This is a genomic window from Dethiobacter alkaliphilus AHT 1 (assembly GCF_000174415.1).
In the GTDB taxonomy this organism is placed as follows: Bacteria; Bacillota; Dethiobacteria; order Dethiobacterales; family Dethiobacteraceae; genus Dethiobacter; species Dethiobacter alkaliphilus.
In genome coordinates this window covers 1-19,947 of the sequence record NZ_ACJM01000022.1, presented here as the reverse complement: position 1 = coordinate 19,947, position 19,947 = coordinate 1, and the positions used below count along the sequence as shown (strand labels likewise).

The window sequence follows — 19,947 nt, the reverse complement described above, 5'->3', positions numbered from 1 at the left end:
TATCATAACGAACAGCACTCCTCTCCCCGTCTTACTACCAGCCCCAGTTCTTCAGCCATTTTTCTGGCAGGAGGGCTGGGATGGACAATTTTATTTACTCCTGCTCTTAGGGCTAAGGTATCCAGTTCTCCCCGATAGCGTCCTCCCGGACGCATACAGCCTAAATAAATGGGACTGGTTGGAAACATTGTACGAGCTTTTGCAATAAGTTTAGCAACTTCTTCTAAAGGTGGGGGAGGAAACTTAGCAAAGTCTGTGTTTTTCGTGGGGCGAAAAACTATAAAGCTTAATGCCTCGGCCCCTTCTTCCTTTAAAGTCTCCAAGGCCTTATATTCCCCTTTTATTTCACCCTTATTAAGGCCGATACAAAGGTGCGGTACCACTTTAACATATTTTTTCAAGTACCTGTATGACGAAATATATCTTTGCGGAGATACCCCTAAGCCGTAAACATTATCTATGGTTTCTTGATCTACTATAAAATCAAAGGAAACAACAGATGCTAAACTGCCAATCTTTTCTGCCTCTTTTTCGCCGACTAATCCCGAGTGAAAATTCAAAGAGCCCCTTGAAGAAAGAAGCTTTATTTCTTCCCACCTTTTTAAGTGAGGTACCTGTCCCTCTTTATCACAACTACCGCTTAACAGAAAGCTTTTTTTACCCTCCCCCTCTTTTTGCCAGGCTTCTTCTAAGGGTTTCATGCCTTTAAGGTAATGCCCGCCACAGTGAGAACAGTTTAATAAACAGTTTTCTCCTGTAGACCTTAAAGGGAGCGTATTCTGGGGATAGACAAATTCAATTTCTTTAGAAAAATTAGCTTGGCGGACCTCAAAGGCTTCCTCCAGGAGGCCCGCCAAAGAAGCTGTGGTCATTTTAAATCATCTCTTTTCCAGCGTAGCCTGGGTTCTCGAGCGGCCTTTACTTCATTTAATCTTCCCACCACAGTGGTATGCGGAGCACTTTTTATTTTTTCAGGGTCTTTATTGATAGCTTCTGCTATTTCTTCCATGGTTGAGGCAAAGCCATCCAGAGTTTCTTTTCCTTCTGTCTCTGTTGGCTCTACCATGAGAGCATCTTCTACTATAAGAGGGAAGTAAACTGTGGGGGGATGGTAGCCATAATCTAATAAGGCTTTAGCAATATCCCCGGCCCCGGCCCCTTTCTTCTTTTGCTCCCGAGCCGATAAAACAAACTCGTGTTTACAAACCCTATCATAGGGCAAGTAATAGGTTTTCTTAAGACGCTCCATAAGGTAGTTAGCATTTAATACAGCATCGGCACTTGCCTGCTTAAGCCCTTCTTTTCCCATCATTCTTAAGTAAGTATATGCTTTTACTACTACACCAAAGTTCCCATAAAAGCCATGAACTTTACCAATGCTTTGAGGTAGCTCATAGTTTAGATAGTAATCCGCTCCGTCTTTTTCAACTAAGGGTACCGGAAGAAAAGGTGTCAGTTTTTCTTTCACCCCAATAGGACCGCTCCCCGGGCCGCCGGAACCATGAGGAGTAGCAAAGGTTTTGTGTAAATTTAAGTGAACTACATCAAAACCCATATCTCCAGGGCGGGCGTAACCCATGATAGCGTTTAAATTTGCACCGTCATAATATAGGAGTCCACCAACTTCATGAACAGCTTTAGAGATTTCTAAGATTTCTTCCTCAAAAAGACCTAAAGTGTTTGGGTTTGTTAGCATCAGAGCTGCTACCTTTTCATCTAAAGCCTCTTTTAATGCTTTTACATCTACTAAGCCTTGTTCATTTGAGGGAATCTGAACTACATCATAACCAGCCATGGTAGCTGTGGCAGGATTTGTGCCATGAGCGGAATCCGGCACCAATACTTTAGTTCTCTCTTCTCCTTTTGCTCTATGGTAAGCCTGAATCACCATCAGGCCCGTTAATTCACCATGAGCTCCGGCCACAGGCTGAAAAGTTAATCTGTCCATTCCCGTGACCTCTTTTAATTCTTTTTCTGTTTTATATAAAAGCTCTAAAGCTCCCTGTATGGTAGATTGATCCTGCAGAGGATGAACTAAAGCAAAACCCGGCATTCCGGCAACTTCCTCATTTACCTTTGGATTATACTTCATAGTGCACGATCCTAAGGGATAGAATCCGGAGTCAACTCCGTGGTTGCGAGTTGAAAGTTCTGTATAGTGCCTTATAACTTCTCCTTCTGAAAGTTCCGGCATATCAAGGGGTGCTTTTCGCTGCATCTTTGCCGGAAGCAGTTCATCAACAGAGCGATCAGGAACATCTAGTTGTGGCAGTGAATATCCTTTCCTTCCCGGACGGCCCATTTCAAAAAGAAGCTTTTTCACTTTAACCCCTCCAATCCCGCCGTTAATGCGTCGATTTCTTCTTTAGTTCTTTTTTCAGTTACACAAAGAAGCATATGATTTTTTAAATTAGGATAGTAAGGAGCTAAATCTACTCCCCCTAATATATCTTGCTTTAATAAATGAGAGTTTATCTCGTCTGCGTCTTTAGGCATTTTTACTGCAAACTCTTTAAAGTAGGTCCCATCAAAAGCTAAGTCATACCCGGCAAGGGAAGTTATTTTGTCTCTGGCGTAAGCAGATTTCTTTAAGCATTGCTCCGACACTTCCCGCATCCCCTTGGGCCCCATAGCCGCCATATAAACGGTGGCAGCCAGGGCATTTAAGGCCTGGTTTGAGCAAATGTTTGAAGTAGCTCTTTCCCGGCGTATGTGCTGTTCTCTGGTCTGCAGAGTTAAGACAAAGCCTCTTTTCCCTTCATTGTCTACCGTTTCTCCCACAACACGTCCCGGCATCCGCCGTATTAGTTTCTCTCGGGTAGCAAAGAAGCCAAGGAGAGGGCCTCCAAAGGATGGGGTGTTACCTAGCCCCTGGCCTTCACCCACAACTATATCCGCTCCATACTCTGCCGGAGCTTGCACCAGAGGTAGAGAAAGAGGGTCTACCGCTGTTACTAATAGGGCTTTATTTTTGTGTAGTATCTCTGCAGCCTTATCTAAGCCTGCTTCCAGCAAGCCAAAAAAGTTAGGGGTCTGCACTACTAAAGCAGCGATATCCTTAGTTACTGCTTTCTCTAATTTTTCAATCGCTGTTTGACCTTCTTTTATCGGCACCTCTTCCAGTAACAGGCCCCGGGTAGAGAAATAACCCTCTAAAACTTTACGATAAAAGGGGTTCACAGATTGAGAAACCAACACTTTGTTTCTCCGGGTGGCAGCACAGGCCATTACTGCCCCTTCAGCCAGAGCTGTAGCTCCATCATACATGGAGGCATTTGCAGCTTCCATTCCGGTTAGCTGACAAATCATTGTCTGATATTCAAAAATTGCCTGTAAAACCCCTTGGCTTATTTCCGCCTGATAAGGAGTATAGGCTGTATAAAATTCACTGCGCCCCGTCACATGTTTTACTATACTGGGGATGAAATGATCATAAACTCCTCCCCCCAGGAAAGAAACGCAGTCCTGGAGGTTTTTGTTTTTGCCAGCCATATTTCTTAAGTATTTTAAAGCTTCCTCTTCGGAGAGAGCAGGAGGCAAGTCTAGTTCTTTTTGCAGCTTAAGATCTTTTGGAATATCATTAAAGAGTTCTTCAACAGAATCTACGCCTATATATTCAAGCATCTCCCGGCGCTCTTCTACAGTTAATGAAAGAAAGTTGGCACCTTTCATTTATCCTTCCTCCTCCTGGCGGATAAACTCTTTATATCCCTCCATATCCAATAACTCATTAAGCTGCCCTTCATTGCTCAGCTCTATTTTAGCAATCCAACCACCTTCAAAGGGCTCCTGGTTAAGAAGCTCCGGCTGGTCAAGGAGGTCTTCGTTTACTTCAGTAACAACACCGTCAATAGCAGAAAAGACATCGGCTACCGCCTTTACCGATTCGATAACTCCCATACTTTCTCCAGCTTTTACTTCATCATCAACCTCCGGAAGCTCTACGAAGACAACATCGCCTAATTTATGCTGGGCATAATCAGTTATGCCCACAATCACCAAGTTACCTTCATCTACCCGCACCCATTCATGATCCTTACTGTACTTTAAACCTTCACGAAATTCCCAATTCATCATTTATCCCTCCTATAAAATGGTAGTTTTACTACCCGGGCTCTGTATTCTCGTTTACGAATAGCTACTAGAACCTCGTCTCCTACTTTAGCTTTGTCAACATCCAAGAAGGCCATCCCTAAATACTTATCTAAGGTGGGAGACAAAGACCCGCTGCTTACCCAGCCTATTTCCTCCTCTCCTTTTTTTATTTTATAACCCTCCCGGGGGATTCCGCGCTCCAGCATTTCCAGCCCCATAACTTTTCTTTTTATGCCTTCTTCCTTTTGCTTGAGTAGTGCCTCTTTGCCTATGAAGCCAACCTCCTTGTCAAAAGAGACAAATCTGTTAAGCCCAGCTTCTAAGGGGGTGATGTCTTTTGATAGCTCATGACCGTAAAGAGGTAGGGCCGCTTCAAAGCGTAGGACATCTCGGGCTCCCAATCCTACCGGCACCAAATCTCCCTGAGTTTTTTCACTGGCGTCAAACAAAGCTCTCCAAAGGTAAGTAGCATCTTCGACAGGACAATATAACTCAAAACCATCTTCACCAGTATACCCGGTGCGAGAAATAATACAGTTAATGCCGGCTACTTCACTCTTAGAAACAAAACCATAATACATTATATTGTCTAACTGAGTTTTAGTTATTTCCTGGAGTATTTTTTGGCTGTTTGGCCCTTGTAGGGCTAGCTGAGCTATTTCAGGGGAGATGTTTTTTAAACTCACTCCCTCTGTCAGGTTATCTTGAAACCACTCGAAATCTTTTGATGTATTCCCGGCATTTACAACCAGGAGATATTTTTCTTTATTGTAGCGATAGACTAATATGTCATCTACGGTACCTCCGTGAGGATAACATACGGGACTATAAATTATTTTGTTATCCTTTAGCTTTGAAACGTCATTAGTCAAGACTCTCTGCAGAAATTCTTCTGCATTTTTACCTTCTACCATAATTTCCCCCATATGAGATACATCAAAAAGTCCTGCCTTTTCTCTGGTAGCATGAACTTCAGCAATTATCCCATGGTATTGGACCGGGAGAAGCCAACCATTAAAGTCAACAACCTTAGCTTTTAGCTCTACATGAAGGTCATACAGAGGGGTTTTTTTAGGTTCACTCACACAATTCACCTCCTTTACAGAAGCTTAGCCGAAAGCCCACGGTTTTAATCGTGGGATGAAGGATACTCCATATCTTGGAAGTCTTTATATTTCTTATTGCAGTCATTGAAGCGTACTGATAAAATATGAGTATGACACAGGAATATAGAAGAACAACCACCACTGTTTCCTTAATTAACTATCATTTTGTTTTTTGTCCAAGGTATAGGCGCAAAGTTCTGAAAGGCGATGTAGACAAAAGGTTTAGGGAAATTCTTCAACAGGTATGCGATGAACACGAAATCATCCTAGTCGCTTTAGAAGTTATGCCGGACCATGTTCACTTGTTCGTAAACACACTGCCCGTTTTAAGCCCTTCAGCTATTATGGCAAAAGTGAAAGGGATAACATCGAGGTTATTGCGGCAAGAATTTAAACATTTAAACCACTTGCCTAGCCTGTGGACACGGTCATTTTTTTGTTCAACCGCAGGAAACGTTGCAAGTGAGACTATTGAGCGGTATATTGCGGAACAAAAGAAAAGTGGGTGATAACTATGCAAATCACCGTCAAGATTAAACTGCAGCCTACAAAAAAACAGGCTGACTTAATCTCTGCAACAAAAAACGAATATATCCGGCTCGTTAATCAGATTGTCTCAGAATACGTTGAGGCGGATGAGAATCTGAAATATTCCAGTAAGGACGTAAAAGCATTTCTTCCCAGCGCTTTAAAGAATCAGGCTATACAGGATGCAAGAAGCATCTTTGTAAAGTACAAAAAACAACGTATTGCTAATGACCGATTAGAGCCTGAAAACCAAAGGGAGATCAAGGTGCCGATTCTAAAGAAACCGGTATCGATATGGAATAATCAAAACTATTCACTGCAAAGTAATATCCTTTCTTTCCCCGTTTGGTTAGATGGTAAATCAAAGCGGATTGCCGTCAATGCAGTTTTAACAGAGTATCAACTAAATAAACTAACGGGTAAGCTGGGTAGTCTACGTATCACAGAGAAATCAGGAAAATATATTGCACAGATTGCTGTAGACGCTGTAGAAGAACATACGGATGCCGACAAAACAATGGGTGTGGACGTAGGCCTTAAGATTCCTGCCGTTGCCGTTGTGGAAGGTGGTAAGACGAAGTTCTTTGGTAATGGCAGACAAAACAAATTCATTAAGCGTAAACATCGTTCAACACGAAGAAAACTCGGCCAGCTTAAAAAACTATCAGCCATTCGCAAGCGCCACGATAAAGAACAACGCTGGATGAAAGATCAAGATCATAAAGTAAGTCGCCAGATTATTAACTTTGCCAAAGAACATAATGTGGGAACCATTCACCTGGAAAAACTCTCTGGTATTCGCCAGACGGCAAGAACAAGCCGTAAAAACGAAAAGAATTTGCACAACTGGTCTTTTTATCGCTTGGCTCAGTATATCGAATACAAAGCAACATTAGCCGGTATGAAGGTAAAATTCGTAGATCCAAAACACACCAGTCAAAAATGCCCACAATGCTGTGCACTCAACAAAGCCAAAGATAGAAATTATCAGTGCGGTTGCGGATTTATTGCACATCGGGATCGAGTGGGTGCGATAAATATTATATCTGCAACTGTGGCAGATGGTCATAGTCTGCCAGCATAGACAGCTATATGTTCTGGTCTAGGACGGGCTACTGGCTTAGCCCATAACTTGAGGTCATACTCCGATAGCAGAAATGCACTTCGGTTTAACCACTCAAGAATCCCACGGCTTTAGCCGTGTGGAGTGTCAATACCTTAAAAAAAATATAAGGACAGAAAAAACAACTGTTTTAAAAAAACGGCTGTTTTCCCTGTCCTTTTACCTGAGAGAATACTCCCTAAATAGGGATTACCCCTTTGGTGCCTTGTTTTAAAATAAACAAGAGCTCTCCATAGCTGCTTCACCTAATGGTTCTTTTACCTGAAATATTCTCTGCCGGCTGCCTGGCCCAAGCAGATTGCATCTTTGGTGCCCCTCTTTATGGGGTCTCTCCCATTAGAATCTTCCGCAAATATTTATTTGTAAAATCGTATTCGAAAAAAAAAATGTTAATTCCTTCTTATTAAACTTTTTTTACAAAAAATCGTATCAAATTCTCTTAGGAACACACCTCTGCTAACAGCAGGAGAAAATCCAAAAATTGTCTCAGTTTGGTCTTCGATTAAAGTTTCATTCATTTAGAAGAGCCAAGGCATCTCTTGTGCTAATTACATTTACCACCGAACCAACCTCAGAAGTATAGAAGTCAAGATCTCCACTTACAAAAATTTCTGGTTTTCCATCAATTGCGGATGCCAGTATTGCTGCATCTTTAGGGTCACGAATCAATTTCCTGGCTTTTTCAACCGTTGAAGACATCGGCATATTGATAACTTCAACTTCCAGTTTATTTAGTAAAACATCGAGCAAAAATTCTTTGCCAGGGAATTTGCGCTTTAAAACAGCATTCGCTTCGCTGATGATATACTCGCTCATAACTATGATATGCCCCCTTGAACAGCAAACATTAATCAGTTTACGCTCAACTCCCGAAAATATGATGCCGGAGATAAGAATGTTTGTATCCAACATAATCCTTTTCATTTTAGTATAACTCGTTCATCAGCTTTTCTCTGACTGTATCAATTTCCTTTTCAAGTTCCTCTCTTGTATAACCTTTTGCACGGGCCTCATTTTCCAAATCACGAAGCAATAAGTCAATTGTTGAAACAGGTTCAAAAACAACCTTATTGTCCTCAACATAGACCTTAAATTTAGTCTTTGGCGTTATTTGAAGCTTTTTTCGTACATCTGTAGGGATTGTAACTTGCCCGCGTACCGTAGGGCTTACAAATTTGCTCATAACCTCACTCCCTTTTTATTTATATTGTATCCACTATTCATATTTCTTGCAATAAGAAGTAAGAATAGTTTTATATGCTTTAAATACAATTCATTCATCAAGGTTTACTCTCAAATTAAAGAAGCACCCCAAACTGGGTGCTAATTTTTTTGGCGGAGAGAGTGGGATTCGAACCCACGGACAGTTACCCGTCACACGGTTTCGAGTCGTGCGCCTTCAACCGGACTCGGCCATCTCTCCGAATATTATTGAGTTAGTTTTGCAAAAAAAGGTCCGTCCCCTTTTTGCGGCGGCTGCGAAAGAAGGTGCGCATTATGTCTGCGCATTCTTCGGCCAGGACTCCGCCGGTTACTTCCAGGCGGTGGTTTAACCGCTCATCTTCGGTGACAGTGTAGAGGGAGTGGACGGCGCCGGCTTTGATGTCGGCGGCTCCGTAGACGACACGGGCTACGCGGGCCTGGACCAGGCCTCCGGCACACATGGGGCAGGGTTCTATGGTGACATAGAGGGTGGTATTGGGTAGGCGCCAACCTCCTAAGGTACGGCCTGCTTCCCGTAATACCAAGATCTCCGCATGGGCGGTGGGATCATCCAGTTCTTCGCGGCGGTTATGGTCACGGGCAATGATGTTGCCGTCTCGGACTAAAACTGCACCGATGGGTATCTCGCCTTTCTCAAAGGCAAGCTGTGCTTCCTTTAGTGCTTCACGCATGAAGTCCTGATCTGTCACAGGTATCCCTCAAAACCTTTAGTATTGATAAATGCCAATGCTTATGCATTGGCATTGTATACTTTAAATGGCGCGCCCGGGAGGATTCGAACCTCCGACCTCCTGATTCGTAGTCAGTTACTCTATCCGGCTGAGCTACGGGCGCGTAAGACTATATTATAGTAACATACGCCCTTTAAAAATGCAAGTCTTTTGGCAAATGTATTTTTTGTTAGTTTAAGATAGTCTTGGACAATTTGTCTTTCCGGCTTTAGTATTATTATAACATTCTTGAGGGCGGTTTTCCAGTTTGCCCGGCAACAGAATGGCCGGACCCTGTGGTCCGGCCATTTGCTGTTAGGCTGCAAAGTCTTCGTAGCTGATGGATTCTTGCGGGATACCTTTTTCCAGGAGGATTTTCTGAATATCTTGGGCCATGGCTTTTGTACCGCAGATATAGACGGTGGTATCTGCATCTATTTCGATTTCATTTAGAATGTTTGTTACGTAACCTTTTCTGGCGTTAATGCTGTCCTGGCGGGAGAGGGTTTTATAATAGTGGAAATTTGGATGTTTACGGGCTAATCTGGTGAAAAGATCGTCATAAATTAAGTCATCCTCATACCTCACACCATACAGGAGGGTAATGTCTCCATCGAAGTTGTACGTGTCTCTGTATTCCAATAGGTTTTGTGCGGCGGCCACAAATGGGGTGATGCCGATACCGTTGGCTACAAAGAGGAGTTTCTTCTTTTTGTGGTCGATGCGCAGCTCTTTGCCCATGGGGCCCTTTATCTCTACACGGTCACCCTCTTTAAATTTATCAAAGAGAAGATTGGTACCGTAGCCATCCTCCAGCCTTTTGACGGTTATGCTGATTTGCGTCCCTTCTTTGTTGGCCGAAGAAATGGTATAGGCTCTGGATAAATCGTCATCTATTTTAATTAAGATGAACTGTCCCGGCGTTAAGTTCATTTTGGCGGGTGCCAGTAATTTAATGGTGTACTCTTTGATATCCTGCTTAAGCTCTCTTACTTCTTTGATTTCGCCTTTGTAGTATGCGCTTTCCTGAAAACCGTCGAGATCTGCTTTTTCCTTTAACTCATCAGCCTGCTTGGCTGTGGACAGCGAAAGAATGCCGGCGGGACAGTTTTCAACACAGGTGCTGCACTTGATGCACCGTTCGTCGTTAAACTGGTTATTGTTTTCTTCAAACTCTTTATAAGGGGTCAGCTGCATGGGGCAGACCCGGGCGCACTTTCCGCAGGAGTGGCACAGATCTGCATGTTCTACAGTGACTTTTTCATCCTGCGACTGTGCCAACCCTATGGCTTTACCCAGCTTATAGGATAAAGTCTGGATAGTACCCATGGGACAAAACTGGCACCATGTTCTGGGAGTAATTAAAACTGCCAGAAGGCCTCCCACAATCAGTACCATTAAATAGGTGGTTGAAAATATCATGCCCACACTGTCTAACAGAGAGATGTTGGCGATATTTTGAAATACTGTCCAAAAGCGTCTTGAAAGGTTAAACATAAAAAACAGGAAAAACAGAACCACGGTGATTTTAGAAATTAAAAGAGTGGGGATTTTCTTGTTTCTGCTTATCGGTAGCAACAGAAAGTCAAAGAAGCTACCATGGGGACAGTAGTTTCCACACCAGTGCCTCCCCTTCAAAAAGCTCATACCGATTAATGCAGCCATAAAAGGAACCAGAAGCCCCAGGCGGGGGTAAAACTGACCACCTATGGCTACTGCTAAAGTTACAATCCAGGCAGATTTCCTTACGCCGGAAAAGGCTCTTTCGGTTTTAATAAAATAATTAGGACGTTTCATAATACTTCCTCCTTCTCAATCCTATACCCTAGGGGGGTATGTCTTGTGTTAATAATAAAGGATATAAGCTGAATTGTCAAATGGTTTTTTATAACTTTATTAAGGCAAAAAGTCCCAGTACGGCTAAGCCCTTCGACTTATTTCCAAATTTTAATAAAGGTATTTGTCACTTCTTGGCGAATTTGTGACTTGTTGCCTCAGTGCTTGTCTAAAAAGCTTTAACAGGAGATTGATATGAAGAACCGTACTTTTACCATTATGATTGTTTCCAAAGGCAGAAATGCCCCGATAAACTTCAATATTTCCGGAAAGTCTGTCTACCTTGCCATGGCGGCAACTATTCTTATCCTGCTTGCCATTGGCACAACGCTGCACACAAACCGCAAACTGGGTGAAGTTGCAGCAAAAATGCCTCTGGTTACGGAAGAAAACATTCAGCTGCAGGCAGAGCTTGATGAGATGGAAGATAAACTGGTTAACCTCATTGGCCAGATGGAAGAACTGGAGGAGCTGAGTGAGGATGTGCGCGGCTTTGTCTCGGAAATCATGCCTTCTGCAGCTTCCCTGGAAGAAAACTCCGCCCCCCCTGCTGTAGCAGATGATGCGGAGCAAACGCTGGGCTACTTAAAGGAAAGGATCCCTGTAAAATCACAGGAGATGGAGCTCCTGTTGGAAGATGTGGCTACGGTCAGAGAAAAATTAGAGGTTACCCCTAATATTATGCCTACCCAGGGACGTATCACATCTCCCTTTGGTTGGCGCTCCTCTCCATTTACCGGACGCAATACCTTCCATAGCGGCATCGATATAGGAGGGGGGAATTTTGGAAAGCCGGTACTGGCTGCAGCTGCAGGCAGAGTGGTACGGGCCCGTTTCCAGGGAGGGTATGGGAATCTGGTGATTATTGACCATGGCACATATTCCACCCATTACGCACACCTGCGTAGTTTTGAAGTACAGGCGGGTGACCGGGTTGAAAAGGGACAGATAATAGGCCAGGTTGGTAATACCGGCTATTCCACCGGGCCACACCTGCATTTTGAAATCCATAAAAACGGTTCCCCTATTGATCCGCTTAAAATGATAGAAACGGAGGCACCCCGGCTATGAAGCGTAAGAAAGTAATCAAAGAAGATAAAATCCTTACCGTCATCGGAAAGGAAACCATGATAGCAGGTACACTGAAGGGCAACAGCCCTGTTCGCATCGATGGCGGCGTGGAAGGTGAAGTGCACATTGACAGCGATATTATCATCGGAGAAGGTGCGGTTATCCAGGCTAACGTGAAAGGCCATAACATCCAGGTGGCAGGCAGAGTTGTCGGCAATATTGAAGCCAGCGGTAAACTGGAAATGTTGACAACGGGCGTTGTGGAAGGAGATGTAAGCGTTCATACTCTCCATGTGGCTGATGGTGCAATGCTGACCGGAAACTGCTCTATGCAGCGTGCACCGGAACGAAAAGAAGTACAGAAAAAAGCCAACACTTAGTTGGCTTTTTTTATGTGTGCCTGCTTATTTATCTTTGCAGGGAAAAGAAGATGACTATTGTTACCACTTTTACCGTAAAAATGATATAATTTTACTATAAGGTTAGCTGGAGGTTATTTTGTGACGGTAATTACGATTTCCAGGCAGTTTGGTGCCGGTGGCGAGATGTTGGCGGAGCATGTGGCCAATGAACTGGGATATCGGCTCGTTGACCGCAATGCTATTATTGATGCCCTACAGGAAATGGGCCTGCCTCCTCATTTAATTCAGTTTGATGAACAGGTGGCCAAAGGCGAGGATGCGGAAAAACGCCGCCGCTTTTACCTGACCGCGCTGCATGAATACCTGATTGAGTTGGCCAAAAAAGAATCTTTCATTCTGGTGGGGCGCGGTGGGCAGTTTCTGTTTCGTAATCATCCGGACGCATTCCACATTTTTATCCATGCTCCATTTAAACAACGGGTACAATGGATCCGTGAAATTAATGACCTGACCCGTAAGCCGGCAAGCAAACTGGTGCGGGAGCATGACCGGCGTAAAAAACGGTTTTTGCGCCAGGTATTTGACCATCCCTGGCTGGACATGGACCTTTATGACCTGACGCTAAACACCGGCACTCTTATGCCCGAGGGCGCCGCCATACTGGCAGTTCAGGCGATAAAAGCTTTTCAGGACAGACAGACGGTAAAAACGCGCTCTAAGCAGCAAAGCGACAACGAGGGGGACACTTACTCCGATATCCGTTTTATGCATCCCAGCGAGGAAGAGTTTGCCCGCTTTCTGGATTTTTATAATATTTCCTGGGAATATGAACCGCGCACATTTCCACTGCAGTGGGACAGCGAGGGCAATGTGACGGAAGCTTTTTCCCCGGACTTTTATCTGCCCGATCAGAATTTGTACGTGGAGTTGACCACACAGCGGCAGAAGCTGGTCTGGAAAAAGAACAAAAAAGCACGTCGGCTGCAGGAATTATACCCCGGCGTGAAAGTAAAAATAATCTATAATAAAGATTTACATCATATTCTGGATTCCTTTGGTATTGATAAGCCACAGTAACGGGAGGAAATTATGACCCATAAACTGGAGCCGGTATTAAACCGGGAGCAAATAGCAGAGCGTATTCTCCAATTGGGGGAAGAGATATCTCGTGATTACCGTGACAAAGAACCGGTACTTATCTGTGTGCTGCGTGGCAGCATCTATTTTGCCGTAGATTTAACCCGGGCCATGTCTGTCCCTCATACACTGGATTTTATGGCCATCTCCAGCTACGACCAGGAGGCTGATCCCCTGGGGATTGTGCGGATTACAAAGGACCTGGACTCCTCCATTGCCAACCGGGAAGTGCTGATCATTGAAGACATTGTGGATACCGGCCTTAGCCTGAATTATTTAATCCGCAACTTAAAAACCCGCGATCCAGCGGGATTGCGGGTTTGCACACTATTAAATATTCCGGCACGGCGTATAGCCAAAGTGCCCATCGATTATCAGGGATTTGAGCTGCCCAATATTTACGCGGTGGGCTACGGACTGGACTATCATGAACAATACCGTAACCTGTGGGACATTTACTCACTTACGGCGGAAAAGGAATAAGCCAAACCCCAACAGGCCTTCCGACACCTGTGGTTACGAATCGCCACCGCAACAACCTTGCGAGTTTACCGCTTACGCGGGTTCCGGCTTATGGCTAATCCGTACCTTTGCGACCCAGTCCATATAACTTTCTGTTATATTTTCCGCTGCCGCAACGACTCTCCTTAAAGCTTGCGCTTTATCCACTCAATGTGGCTCTCACGCGCTTTTTGGTTCGTCGTCAGGCCCCGTCTTGTCTCTCGGGATCTGGCTTGTCTTTATTATCGCACAGGAGTGTTGCTCTGTCAAGATAATTTTCTGAATATTTTGAATTTATTTTTTCGTGCTGACAAAAAGAAAAACCGCAAGCTGTGCTTGCGGTGGCTGGGACAAAACAGAACCAGATTCCAACAGACCTTCACTAACCCGTATGGACTTCCAATCGTCGCGCAGTACTCTACGCTAACGCTGGTACAATCGTCCTTGCTCCGTGTGAACAGCGTCTTTGGATTTCTCCTCGGTAAACCGTAACACACTTCACTTTCCACCCAATCTACACGGACACCAGTTTTTCTCACTGCGTGATACTTCACTCTGCGCCGTCACCGGGCTTCGGGTTGCTTATGCCTCTCGGAATCTGGTAACTACATTATGCCATGTCCCATTTATAATGTCAACCCGTTTTTTGAAAATTGGGACATGTTTTTTTTCACAAGCTGCCGGACATTAAAACAGGATCACGACTGTCCGTGATCCTGCTCTTTTAAGTATATGGCGGAGAGAGAGGGATTCGAACCCTCGAAGCGGGTTTTAGTCCCGCTTAATCGCTTAGCAGGCGACCGCCTTCGACCGACTCGGCCATCTCTCCGTAACTGGTGTTGTTGGGACTCCGCCTGATATAGATGGCGGAGGGGGTGGGATTCGAACCCACGGCTCTTTCGAGTCACTGGTTTTCAAGACCAGCTCCTTAAACCGCTCGGACACCCCTCCGAACGCAAGATTAAGTATAACATACAGCAAAAACCTTGTCAATGATTGCTCTATGCCTATAGATAACTGCTTTGTTATTGTTTCCCATGGAAGGGCCTGTCCCTGGATTTGATTTATTTGTTTTTTATTTCATTGTTATCTGACTGTCCTGCTGTTGTTTTAGGTACACAGTGCGAATCGGGAAAGGAATGTTTATCTTTTCTTGATTGTAGCGCTGATGCAGCCTTTTAACAAATTCATGGACTAAAGCAAACTGCTTGACAAATTCATTAGCCCGTAGGATTACTATAAAGTTAATGCTTGACTCGCCGAAAGAACGGTATAGTATTAACGGATCAAAATCCTTTTGGGCCCCTTCCACTTCCTGTATGGTCTGACGCGCCACATCAAGAGTTACTTCTTCAACTTTTTCCAAATCACTGGCGTAATTGACCCCAACTTCAACCAGCACCGACATCTCTTTACTCGGCAGATTAAAATTGGTTATACGGTTTGCCGCTACTTTTGAGTTCGGAATTATCAACATATTGTTTGCCATGGCACGGATGGTGGTGTTGCGCCATGTCAGATCGGCAACATACCCTTCCTCTCCGCTTTCCAGTTGTATATAGTCTCCCAGACGTATCTGCCGTGACGCCAAAATCTGCAATCCGGCAAACAGATTAGAGAGCGTGTCCTGTAAGGCCAGGGCCAAAGCCAACCCGCCCACACCAAGCGCGGTCAGAATCGGAACAACCGAAATTCCCAGTGTATTTAGAGCCACCAAACCACCAATGACGAAAATAACGGTACGGGTTACGTTGAACAAAAGCGTGGTAGAGGGCAGAACACCCTCCACGCTGCTGGTGTAGCGACTCAGGGCCGTTGTAACCACATTGGAGACAAACAGAGTCAATGATAATGTAATGGAAATGGCCACCAGCACCTGCAGCGCCCCCGACGCCGCCTCCGAAACCTGCTGTTGGAGCGGCGCATACAACAAAGCAAAATAGAGCCCGGCGGCAGTAAACCAGAACGTTGTGAATCCCCTCAAGGCCTTTAGCAAAGAGGTCCTGCCTTCTTTTTCATCCTGCTTCGCTTTTGCCAGCATCCTTCCCAATAGCAGCGTATCAATCAATAGCCCAAGAAGAAAACCTCCGGCTAAGATGCCGATGGCTAACAGTAAGCTGCTGTCCACCGTTTCAAAAACTTCGGCTATTTCTATTTCAAACACTTCAGTTATATCTATTGCAAACACCCCGTTTAAATCTTCTGGCTGCATAGATGTTACTGTGTAAGATTACTTGCCGATGTAGTCGCTTTTCAGGCCGGGCATATACGGGCGCAGCGGTTCAGGAATCAGAACGGTGCCGTCTTCCTGCTGGTAGTTCTCCAGAATAGCGGCCACAGTGCGGCCCACGGCAACACCGGAACCGTTTAACGTATGCACAAATTCCGCTTTGCCTCCCTGGGCGGGGCGGAAACGAATGCCGGCACGGCGGGCCTGGAAATCGCCGAAGTTACTGCAGGAAGAGATTTCTCTGTAGGTGTTGTAGGCAGGCAGCCAAACCTCCAGATCATATTTTTTTGCCGCCGCAAAGCCCAAATCTGCGGTGCACATTAACATGGTCTGGTAGGGCAGTCCCAGTCTTTTTAATATTTCTTCCGCATTGGCGGTGAGAGTCTCCAACTCCTGCATGGAGTCTTGAGGTCGGGCAAATTTAACCAGTTCCACCTTGTTGAACTGGTGCTGGCGAATCAGTCCGCGGGTATCGCGGCCATGGGCCCCTGCCTCTGCGCGAAAACACGCGCTATAGGCCACGTAGTGTTTGGGCAGGTCTTCTTCTGTAAAAATCTCTTCCCGATGCAGGTTGGTCACCGGCACTTCGGCGGTGGGAATCAAAAAATAATCGGTGTCGGCTACCCTGAAGGCATCTTCTTCAAATTTAGGCAGCTGGCCTGTGCCCACCATGCTCTCGCGGTGCACCATAAACGGTGGGAAGATTTCCGTATAGCCATGCTCTGTGATGTGAAGATCAAGCATGAAGTTAATTAATGCCCGCTCCAGTTGTGCTCCCTGGCCTTTGTAGAATGCAAAGCGGGTACCGGTCACTTTACCGGCCCGTTCAAAATCTATAATATCCAGGTTGGCTGCGATATCCCAGTGGGGCTTTGCTTCAAAATCAAAAGTGGTTGGTTCGCCAAAATGGCGCACCGCCACGTTTTCCTCCTCCGTCTGGCCCACCGGCACATCTTTGTGGGGAATATTAGGCAGGGTAAGCAGAATCTGCTGCAGTTCATCATCCACATTGCGCACATCGTTATCCATTTCTTTAATTTTTTGCGATACGGCACGCATTTCTTCAATGACACCGGAAGCATCTTCACCGGAGCGCTTCATCTGTGCTACCTGCTCCGAGACCTTATTTCGCTTCTGCTTTAACTGCTCCACTTCATGCAAAAGACTGCGGCGTTTTTCATCCACTTCAGCAAATTGATCGATGGCCGCTTCCTCTCCCTTATCATCAAGGGCTTTTCGGACCACATCCAGATTATCCCGGACAAACTTTAAATCCAGCATTTTTTACCTCCTTTATGTTTCGTGACAAACACAAAAATAACTCCTCCCTGCAGGGACGAGTTTTCTCGCGGTACCACCCTGGTTGACCAAAAATATTGGCCCCCTCAATGTGCGCAACATGCACCACGGGACGGGTTAATCCCCGCCCACCTCCAGGTCGGAATTCACCTGCCGTGTTCCCGGTTTGCACCAACCACCGGTTCTCTGAAAACATGCAGTCAGGCTACTTTTACCTTTCATCGGCTATTTCCATATGATGTATTAATAGTATACCCGCGTTTTTGGAAAAATGCAAGTTAGGAAGAATTCTTTGTGTTATAATAAAATCCAGCATTTTAGACGGGGTGAAAATATAATGATTGCTTTCTTTGTTACTTTTTTGGCAATATTATTGGCCGAGCTGGGTGATAAATCGCAGTTGGTTACACTGACCCTTTCCACCCGTTTCCCGCCTCGGCAGGTGGTAGCCGGCGCCTTGGGGGCTTTGGCGGCCCTTACCGCCCTGGCGGCAGCTTTGGGGGATTTTATGGCTGATCTTCTGCCGGAAACCACCATCCTGATTGCCAGCGCCCTGTTCTTTTTTGCCGTGGGAACCTGGATGGTGTTCAGACAGGAAACTCCCGACGGAGAAGTGGAGGAGCCCCGGCATGGGGTGGCTACCCAGACATTTGCCATGATTTTTCTGGCAGAGTTGGGTGATAAAACACAATTAACGGTAATTGCTCTGACCGCTGCTTACGGAACGCCCATTCCCGTATTCCTGGGAGCTATGGCAGCTCAGTTTGTTAACCACGGGGCGGCGGCGTATCTGGGGTCCCGCTACCTCACCCGGCTGCCGGGCCGGACAATAAAAATTGTCAGCGCTGCTTTATTCTTCTTCTTTGGCGCCGCCATGCTGTATAGTGCAATATTTTAAGAAAAATACGCTTGTTGAAGCTACCTTAGCAGCTTAGCAAACTGCGTTAAAATTTAAAACAAAGAACTCCTGCCTCTTTTGACAGGAGTTCTTATTAATTGTATGTGCTACATTTCTTCCGGTGCTTCAATCCCCAACAGATACAGGCCGTTTACCAGGACCTGACGCACGGCATCAATTAAAGCCAGCCGGGCATTGCGGATATCATCTTCCGCATTTAGAACAGGACACTGATGATAAAAACGGTTAAAGGCGGCGGCTAAATCCAGCAGATAACGGGCCAAAACCGATGGCTTTAAAGTATCTGCAGCCCGGGCAATGGCATCGGAGAAGCGGGCGATGGTCCCCAACACCAGCTGTTCTTCGTCGGAAACCAGCAGGGTGGCATCAAAAGGAGCAGGCCACGCTGCCGCTTTGCGCAGGATACTGCAGATGCGGGCGTGGGAGTATTGGATGTAGGGAGCTGTTTCTCCGGAAAAATCCAACACCTTGTCCCAGTCAAACTCTATGTTTTTTACCCGGTCGTTACTTAAGTCGCCAAATATAACCGCACCTATCCCCACCTTTTTAGCCACTTCATACTTGTTTTCCAATTGGGGGTTCTTTTCCTGAATAATCTGGTGCGCCAGCTCGGTGGCCCGGTTTAATACATCCTCCAAAAAGATCAGTGTACCCTGACGGGTGGACATCTTACCTTCTTTAAAGCGAATCAGGCCAAAGGGTACATGAGTACAGTTTTCGGCCCATTCATAGCCCAGCTTTTTTAAAACGGCAAAAACCTGCTGAAAATGCAGGGCTTGATCAGCACCCACCACATACAGCATTTTGGAGAAGTCATGCATCTGGTGCCGATAAATTGCGGCACACAAATCCCTGGTGGCATACAGGGTGGCGCCATCCTGCTTGCGCAACAGACAGGGTGGCATGTTGCTGTCTTCCAGGTTAACTATTAAGGCACCTTCAGAGACTTCCGTCAGGCCTTTTGTTTCCACTTCCCGGACCGTGTCATCCAGCATTTCGTTATAGTAACTCTCGCCCTGATAGGAATCAAAATGAACACCAAGGATGTTGTAGATCCTCTTGAATTCCGCCAGGCTCAGGTCGCGAAACCGCTGCCATAGCTGACGCGCCTGTTCATCGCCGTCTTCCAGCTTTTTAAACCAGGCGCGGGCTTCTTCATCCAGAGCCGGTTTTTCTTCCGCTTCCCGGTGAAAACGGACATAAAGCTCATAAAGATAGGTGATGGGATCCTCCTCCAGGCGGGTATCGTCACCCCATTTAAGATAGGCCACAATCAGCTTTCCAAACTGCGTGCCCCAGTCACCCAGGTGGTTAATTCCCACACTTTTATATCCCAATGCTTCATGGATGCGGTACAGAGAGTTGCCAATAACAGTGGAGCGCAGATGGCCCACTCCAAAGGGTTTGGCAATATTAGGTGCGGAAAAGTCAATGACTACGGTCTGGCCGCTGCCGGACTTGCGTTGGCCGAATTTTTCCCTCTCTGTCTGCACTTCATCCAGGGTAAGCTGGGCCAGCATTTTTCGGTCACAGAAAAAATTAATATAAGGGCCGCGTGCTTCCACCCGGTCAAACAACTCACTTGCCGGCAGTTTTTCCGCCAATTCCGCGGCAATTTTGGGCGGTGCATTTCTTAATTCTTTGGCCAGCTTAAAGCAGGGAAAAGCAAAATCGCCCATTTCCGGGGTAGGCGGCGTTTCCAGGTCATTGGCTATTTGCTGCTTGTCCAACGGTAGCTGCTCAGACAGCAACCGAACAATTTCTTTGCGGAACATTTCCATAAAAAAAAGACCTCTTTCACTTTTT

General features: G+C 45.6%; 19 protein-coding genes, 4 tRNA genes, 1 riboswitch and 1 other annotated feature. Of the genes, 7 read left to right on the top strand and 16 right to left on the bottom strand.

Annotation, left to right across the window (positions count from 1 at the left end; genetic code table 11):
* Positions 1–2 precede the first annotated feature (2 nt).
* The 5 genes from DEALDRAFT_RS17150 to gcvT form a co-directional block, all read right to left on the bottom strand.
* Complete coding sequence (locus tag DEALDRAFT_RS17150) at positions 3–560, bottom strand: hypothetical protein (protein WP_196776636.1); 558 nt, start codon at positions 558–560, stop codon at positions 3–5.
* Positions 561–868: 308 nt separating this feature from the next.
* Positions 869–2,302, bottom strand: a complete 1,434-nt coding sequence (gene gcvPB, locus DEALDRAFT_RS14415) for an aminomethyl-transferring glycine dehydrogenase subunit GcvPB (protein ID WP_040379257.1) — start codon at positions 2,300–2,302, stop codon at positions 869–871.
* Between the two features lie 17 nt (positions 2,303–2,319).
* Positions 2,320–3,672, bottom strand: a complete 1,353-nt coding sequence (gene gcvPA, locus DEALDRAFT_RS14410) for an aminomethyl-transferring glycine dehydrogenase subunit GcvPA (protein WP_008518787.1) — start codon at positions 3,670–3,672, stop codon at positions 2,320–2,322.
* A complete protein-coding gene (gcvH, locus tag DEALDRAFT_RS14405; RefSeq protein WP_008518785.1) occupies positions 3,673–4,077 on the bottom strand; it encodes a glycine cleavage system protein GcvH in 405 nt (134 codons plus the stop codon). It lies immediately after the preceding gene.
* Positions 4,074–5,180, bottom strand: coding sequence for a glycine cleavage system aminomethyltransferase GcvT (gene gcvT / locus DEALDRAFT_RS14400; protein WP_008518782.1), 1,107 nt, complete (start codon positions 5,178–5,180; stop codon positions 4,074–4,076). The genes gcvH and gcvT overlap by 4 nt, the downstream gene beginning before the upstream one ends.
* A 131-nt stretch (positions 5,181–5,311) precedes the next feature.
* Between gcvT and tnpA the strand changes: the two genes are divergently transcribed.
* Together tnpA and DEALDRAFT_RS14395 are read left to right on the top strand one after the other, a co-directional pair.
* On the top strand, positions 5,312–5,710 hold the full coding sequence (gene tnpA, locus DEALDRAFT_RS16605; RefSeq protein WP_083798827.1) for an IS200/IS605 family transposase: 399 nt from the start codon (positions 5,312–5,314) through the stop codon (positions 5,708–5,710).
* Entirely contained in the window at positions 5,710–6,813 is a 1,104-nt protein-coding gene (locus DEALDRAFT_RS14395; protein ID WP_040379256.1) for an RNA-guided endonuclease InsQ/TnpB family protein, read from the top strand. Before tnpA ends, DEALDRAFT_RS14395 begins: the two co-directional genes overlap by 1 nt.
* Before the next feature lie 278 nt (positions 6,814–7,091).
* Positions 7,092–7,198: riboswitch (glycine riboswitch) on the bottom strand.
* 164 nt (positions 7,199–7,362) lie between these two features.
* Here DEALDRAFT_RS14395 and DEALDRAFT_RS14390 read toward each other — a convergent pair.
* The 6 genes from DEALDRAFT_RS14390 to DEALDRAFT_RS16600 form a co-directional block, all read right to left on the bottom strand.
* Entirely contained in the window at positions 7,363–7,764 is a 402-nt protein-coding gene (locus DEALDRAFT_RS14390) for a putative toxin-antitoxin system toxin component, PIN family (RefSeq protein WP_243441167.1), read from the bottom strand.
* Between the two features lie 13 nt (positions 7,765–7,777).
* Positions 7,778–8,035, bottom strand: a complete 258-nt coding sequence (locus DEALDRAFT_RS14385; protein ID WP_008518777.1) for an AbrB/MazE/SpoVT family DNA-binding domain-containing protein — start codon at positions 8,033–8,035, stop codon at positions 7,778–7,780.
* A gap of 150 nt (positions 8,036–8,185) precedes the next feature.
* Positions 8,186–8,275 (bottom strand) — tRNA-Ser (locus DEALDRAFT_RS14380).
* A gap of 13 nt (positions 8,276–8,288) precedes the next feature.
* A complete protein-coding gene (gene tadA / locus DEALDRAFT_RS14375; RefSeq protein WP_008518776.1) occupies positions 8,289–8,765 on the bottom strand; it encodes a tRNA adenosine(34) deaminase TadA in 477 nt (158 codons plus the stop codon).
* A gap of 68 nt (positions 8,766–8,833) precedes the next feature.
* A tRNA-Arg gene (locus DEALDRAFT_RS14370) sits at positions 8,834–8,910 on the bottom strand.
* Between the two features lie 191 nt (positions 8,911–9,101).
* Positions 9,102–10,583 (bottom strand): FAD-binding oxidoreductase, encoded by a 1,482-nt coding sequence (locus DEALDRAFT_RS16600; RefSeq protein ID WP_008518774.1) that lies wholly within the window; start codon positions 10,581–10,583, stop codon positions 9,102–9,104.
* A gap of 234 nt (positions 10,584–10,817) precedes the next feature.
* Between DEALDRAFT_RS16600 and DEALDRAFT_RS17455 the strand changes: the two genes are divergently transcribed.
* The 4 genes from DEALDRAFT_RS17455 to hpt all read left to right on the top strand — a co-directional run bounded on the left by DEALDRAFT_RS17455 (position 10,818) and on the right by hpt (position 13,675).
* Positions 10,818–11,693 (top strand): M23 family metallopeptidase, encoded by an 876-nt coding sequence (locus DEALDRAFT_RS17455; protein ID WP_008518773.1) that lies wholly within the window; start codon positions 10,818–10,820, stop codon positions 11,691–11,693.
* On the top strand, positions 11,690–12,073 hold the full coding sequence (locus tag DEALDRAFT_RS14355; protein ID WP_008518770.1) for a bactofilin family protein: 384 nt from the start codon (positions 11,690–11,692) through the stop codon (positions 12,071–12,073). Before DEALDRAFT_RS17455 ends, DEALDRAFT_RS14355 begins: the two co-directional genes overlap by 4 nt.
* Before the next feature lie 120 nt (positions 12,074–12,193).
* Positions 12,194–13,132, top strand: a complete 939-nt coding sequence (locus tag DEALDRAFT_RS14350) for a cytidylate kinase family protein (RefSeq protein ID WP_008518768.1) — start codon at positions 12,194–12,196, stop codon at positions 13,130–13,132.
* Positions 13,133–13,144: 12 nt separating this feature from the next.
* Positions 13,145–13,675 (top strand): hypoxanthine phosphoribosyltransferase, encoded by a 531-nt coding sequence (hpt, locus tag DEALDRAFT_RS14345; RefSeq protein ID WP_008518767.1) that lies wholly within the window; start codon positions 13,145–13,147, stop codon positions 13,673–13,675.
* Between the two features lie 751 nt (positions 13,676–14,426).
* On the opposite strand, the gene DEALDRAFT_RS14340 is transcribed toward hpt, so the two are convergent.
* From DEALDRAFT_RS14340 to serS, 4 genes are all read right to left on the bottom strand, one after another.
* A tRNA-Ser gene (locus tag DEALDRAFT_RS14340) sits at positions 14,427–14,522 on the bottom strand.
* 35 nt (positions 14,523–14,557) lie between these two features.
* Positions 14,558–14,644 (bottom strand) — tRNA-Ser (locus DEALDRAFT_RS14335).
* A gap of 124 nt (positions 14,645–14,768) precedes the next feature.
* Entirely contained in the window at positions 14,769–15,905 is a 1,137-nt protein-coding gene (locus tag DEALDRAFT_RS14330; RefSeq protein ID WP_008518764.1) for a mechanosensitive ion channel family protein, read from the bottom strand.
* A gap of 18 nt (positions 15,906–15,923) precedes the next feature.
* Positions 15,924–17,204, bottom strand: a complete 1,281-nt coding sequence (gene serS / locus DEALDRAFT_RS14325; protein ID WP_008518762.1) for a serine--tRNA ligase — start codon at positions 17,202–17,204, stop codon at positions 15,924–15,926.
* A gap of 48 nt (positions 17,205–17,252) precedes the next feature.
* Positions 17,253–17,453: a binding site (T-box leader), on the bottom strand.
* Between the two features lie 106 nt (positions 17,454–17,559).
* Here serS and DEALDRAFT_RS14320 point away from each other — a divergent pair.
* On the top strand, positions 17,560–18,120 hold the full coding sequence (locus DEALDRAFT_RS14320; protein ID WP_161598035.1) for a TMEM165/GDT1 family protein: 561 nt from the start codon (positions 17,560–17,562) through the stop codon (positions 18,118–18,120).
* A gap of 107 nt (positions 18,121–18,227) precedes the next feature.
* Here the strand turns inward: DEALDRAFT_RS14320 and argS are convergent, their stop codons facing one another.
* The gene (argS, locus tag DEALDRAFT_RS14315; RefSeq protein ID WP_008518758.1) at positions 18,228–19,922 is read right to left on the bottom strand and encodes an arginine--tRNA ligase; all 1,695 of its coding nucleotides are present in this window, start codon (positions 19,920–19,922) and stop codon (positions 18,228–18,230) included.
* Between the last annotated feature and the right edge of the window lie 25 nt (positions 19,923–19,947).

Bases quoted from the DNA above. Each gene is read 5' to 3' on its own strand.
- serS (WP_008518762.1), bottom strand. From the start codon at position 17,204: ATGCTGGATTTAAAGTTTGTCCGGGATAATCTGGATGTGGTCCGAAAA.
- gcvPB (WP_040379257.1), bottom strand. From the start codon at position 2,302: ATGGGCCGTCCGGGAAGGAAAGGATATTCACTGCCACAACTAGATGTT.
- DEALDRAFT_RS14385 (WP_008518777.1), bottom strand. From the start codon at position 8,035: ATGAGCAAATTTGTAAGCCCTACGGTACGCGGGCAAGTTACAATCCCT.
- hpt (WP_008518767.1), top strand. From the start codon at position 13,145: ATGACCCATAAACTGGAGCCGGTATTAAACCGGGAGCAAATAGCAGAG.
- DEALDRAFT_RS14320 (WP_161598035.1), top strand. From the start codon at position 17,560: ATGATTGCTTTCTTTGTTACTTTTTTGGCAATATTATTGGCCGAGCTG.
- argS (WP_008518758.1), bottom strand. From the start codon at position 19,922: ATGGAAATGTTCCGCAAAGAAATTGTTCGGTTGCTGTCTGAGCAGCTA.
- DEALDRAFT_RS14330 (WP_008518764.1), bottom strand. From the start codon at position 15,905: ATGCAGCCAGAAGATTTAAACGGGGTGTTTGCAATAGATATAACTGAA.
- DEALDRAFT_RS17455 (WP_008518773.1), top strand. From the start codon at position 10,818: ATGAAGAACCGTACTTTTACCATTATGATTGTTTCCAAAGGCAGAAAT.
- DEALDRAFT_RS14355 (WP_008518770.1), top strand. From the start codon at position 11,690: ATGAAGCGTAAGAAAGTAATCAAAGAAGATAAAATCCTTACCGTCATC.
- gcvH (WP_008518785.1), bottom strand. From the start codon at position 4,077: ATGATGAATTGGGAATTTCGTGAAGGTTTAAAGTACAGTAAGGATCAT.
- gcvPA (WP_008518787.1), bottom strand. From the start codon at position 3,672: ATGAAAGGTGCCAACTTTCTTTCATTAACTGTAGAAGAGCGCCGGGAG.
- DEALDRAFT_RS16600 (WP_008518774.1), bottom strand. From the start codon at position 10,583: ATGAAACGTCCTAATTATTTTATTAAAACCGAAAGAGCCTTTTCCGGC.
- tnpA (WP_083798827.1), top strand. From the start codon at position 5,312: ATGACACAGGAATATAGAAGAACAACCACCACTGTTTCCTTAATTAAC.
- DEALDRAFT_RS14390 (WP_243441167.1), bottom strand. From the start codon at position 7,764: ATGTTGGATACAAACATTCTTATCTCCGGCATCATATTTTCGGGAGTT.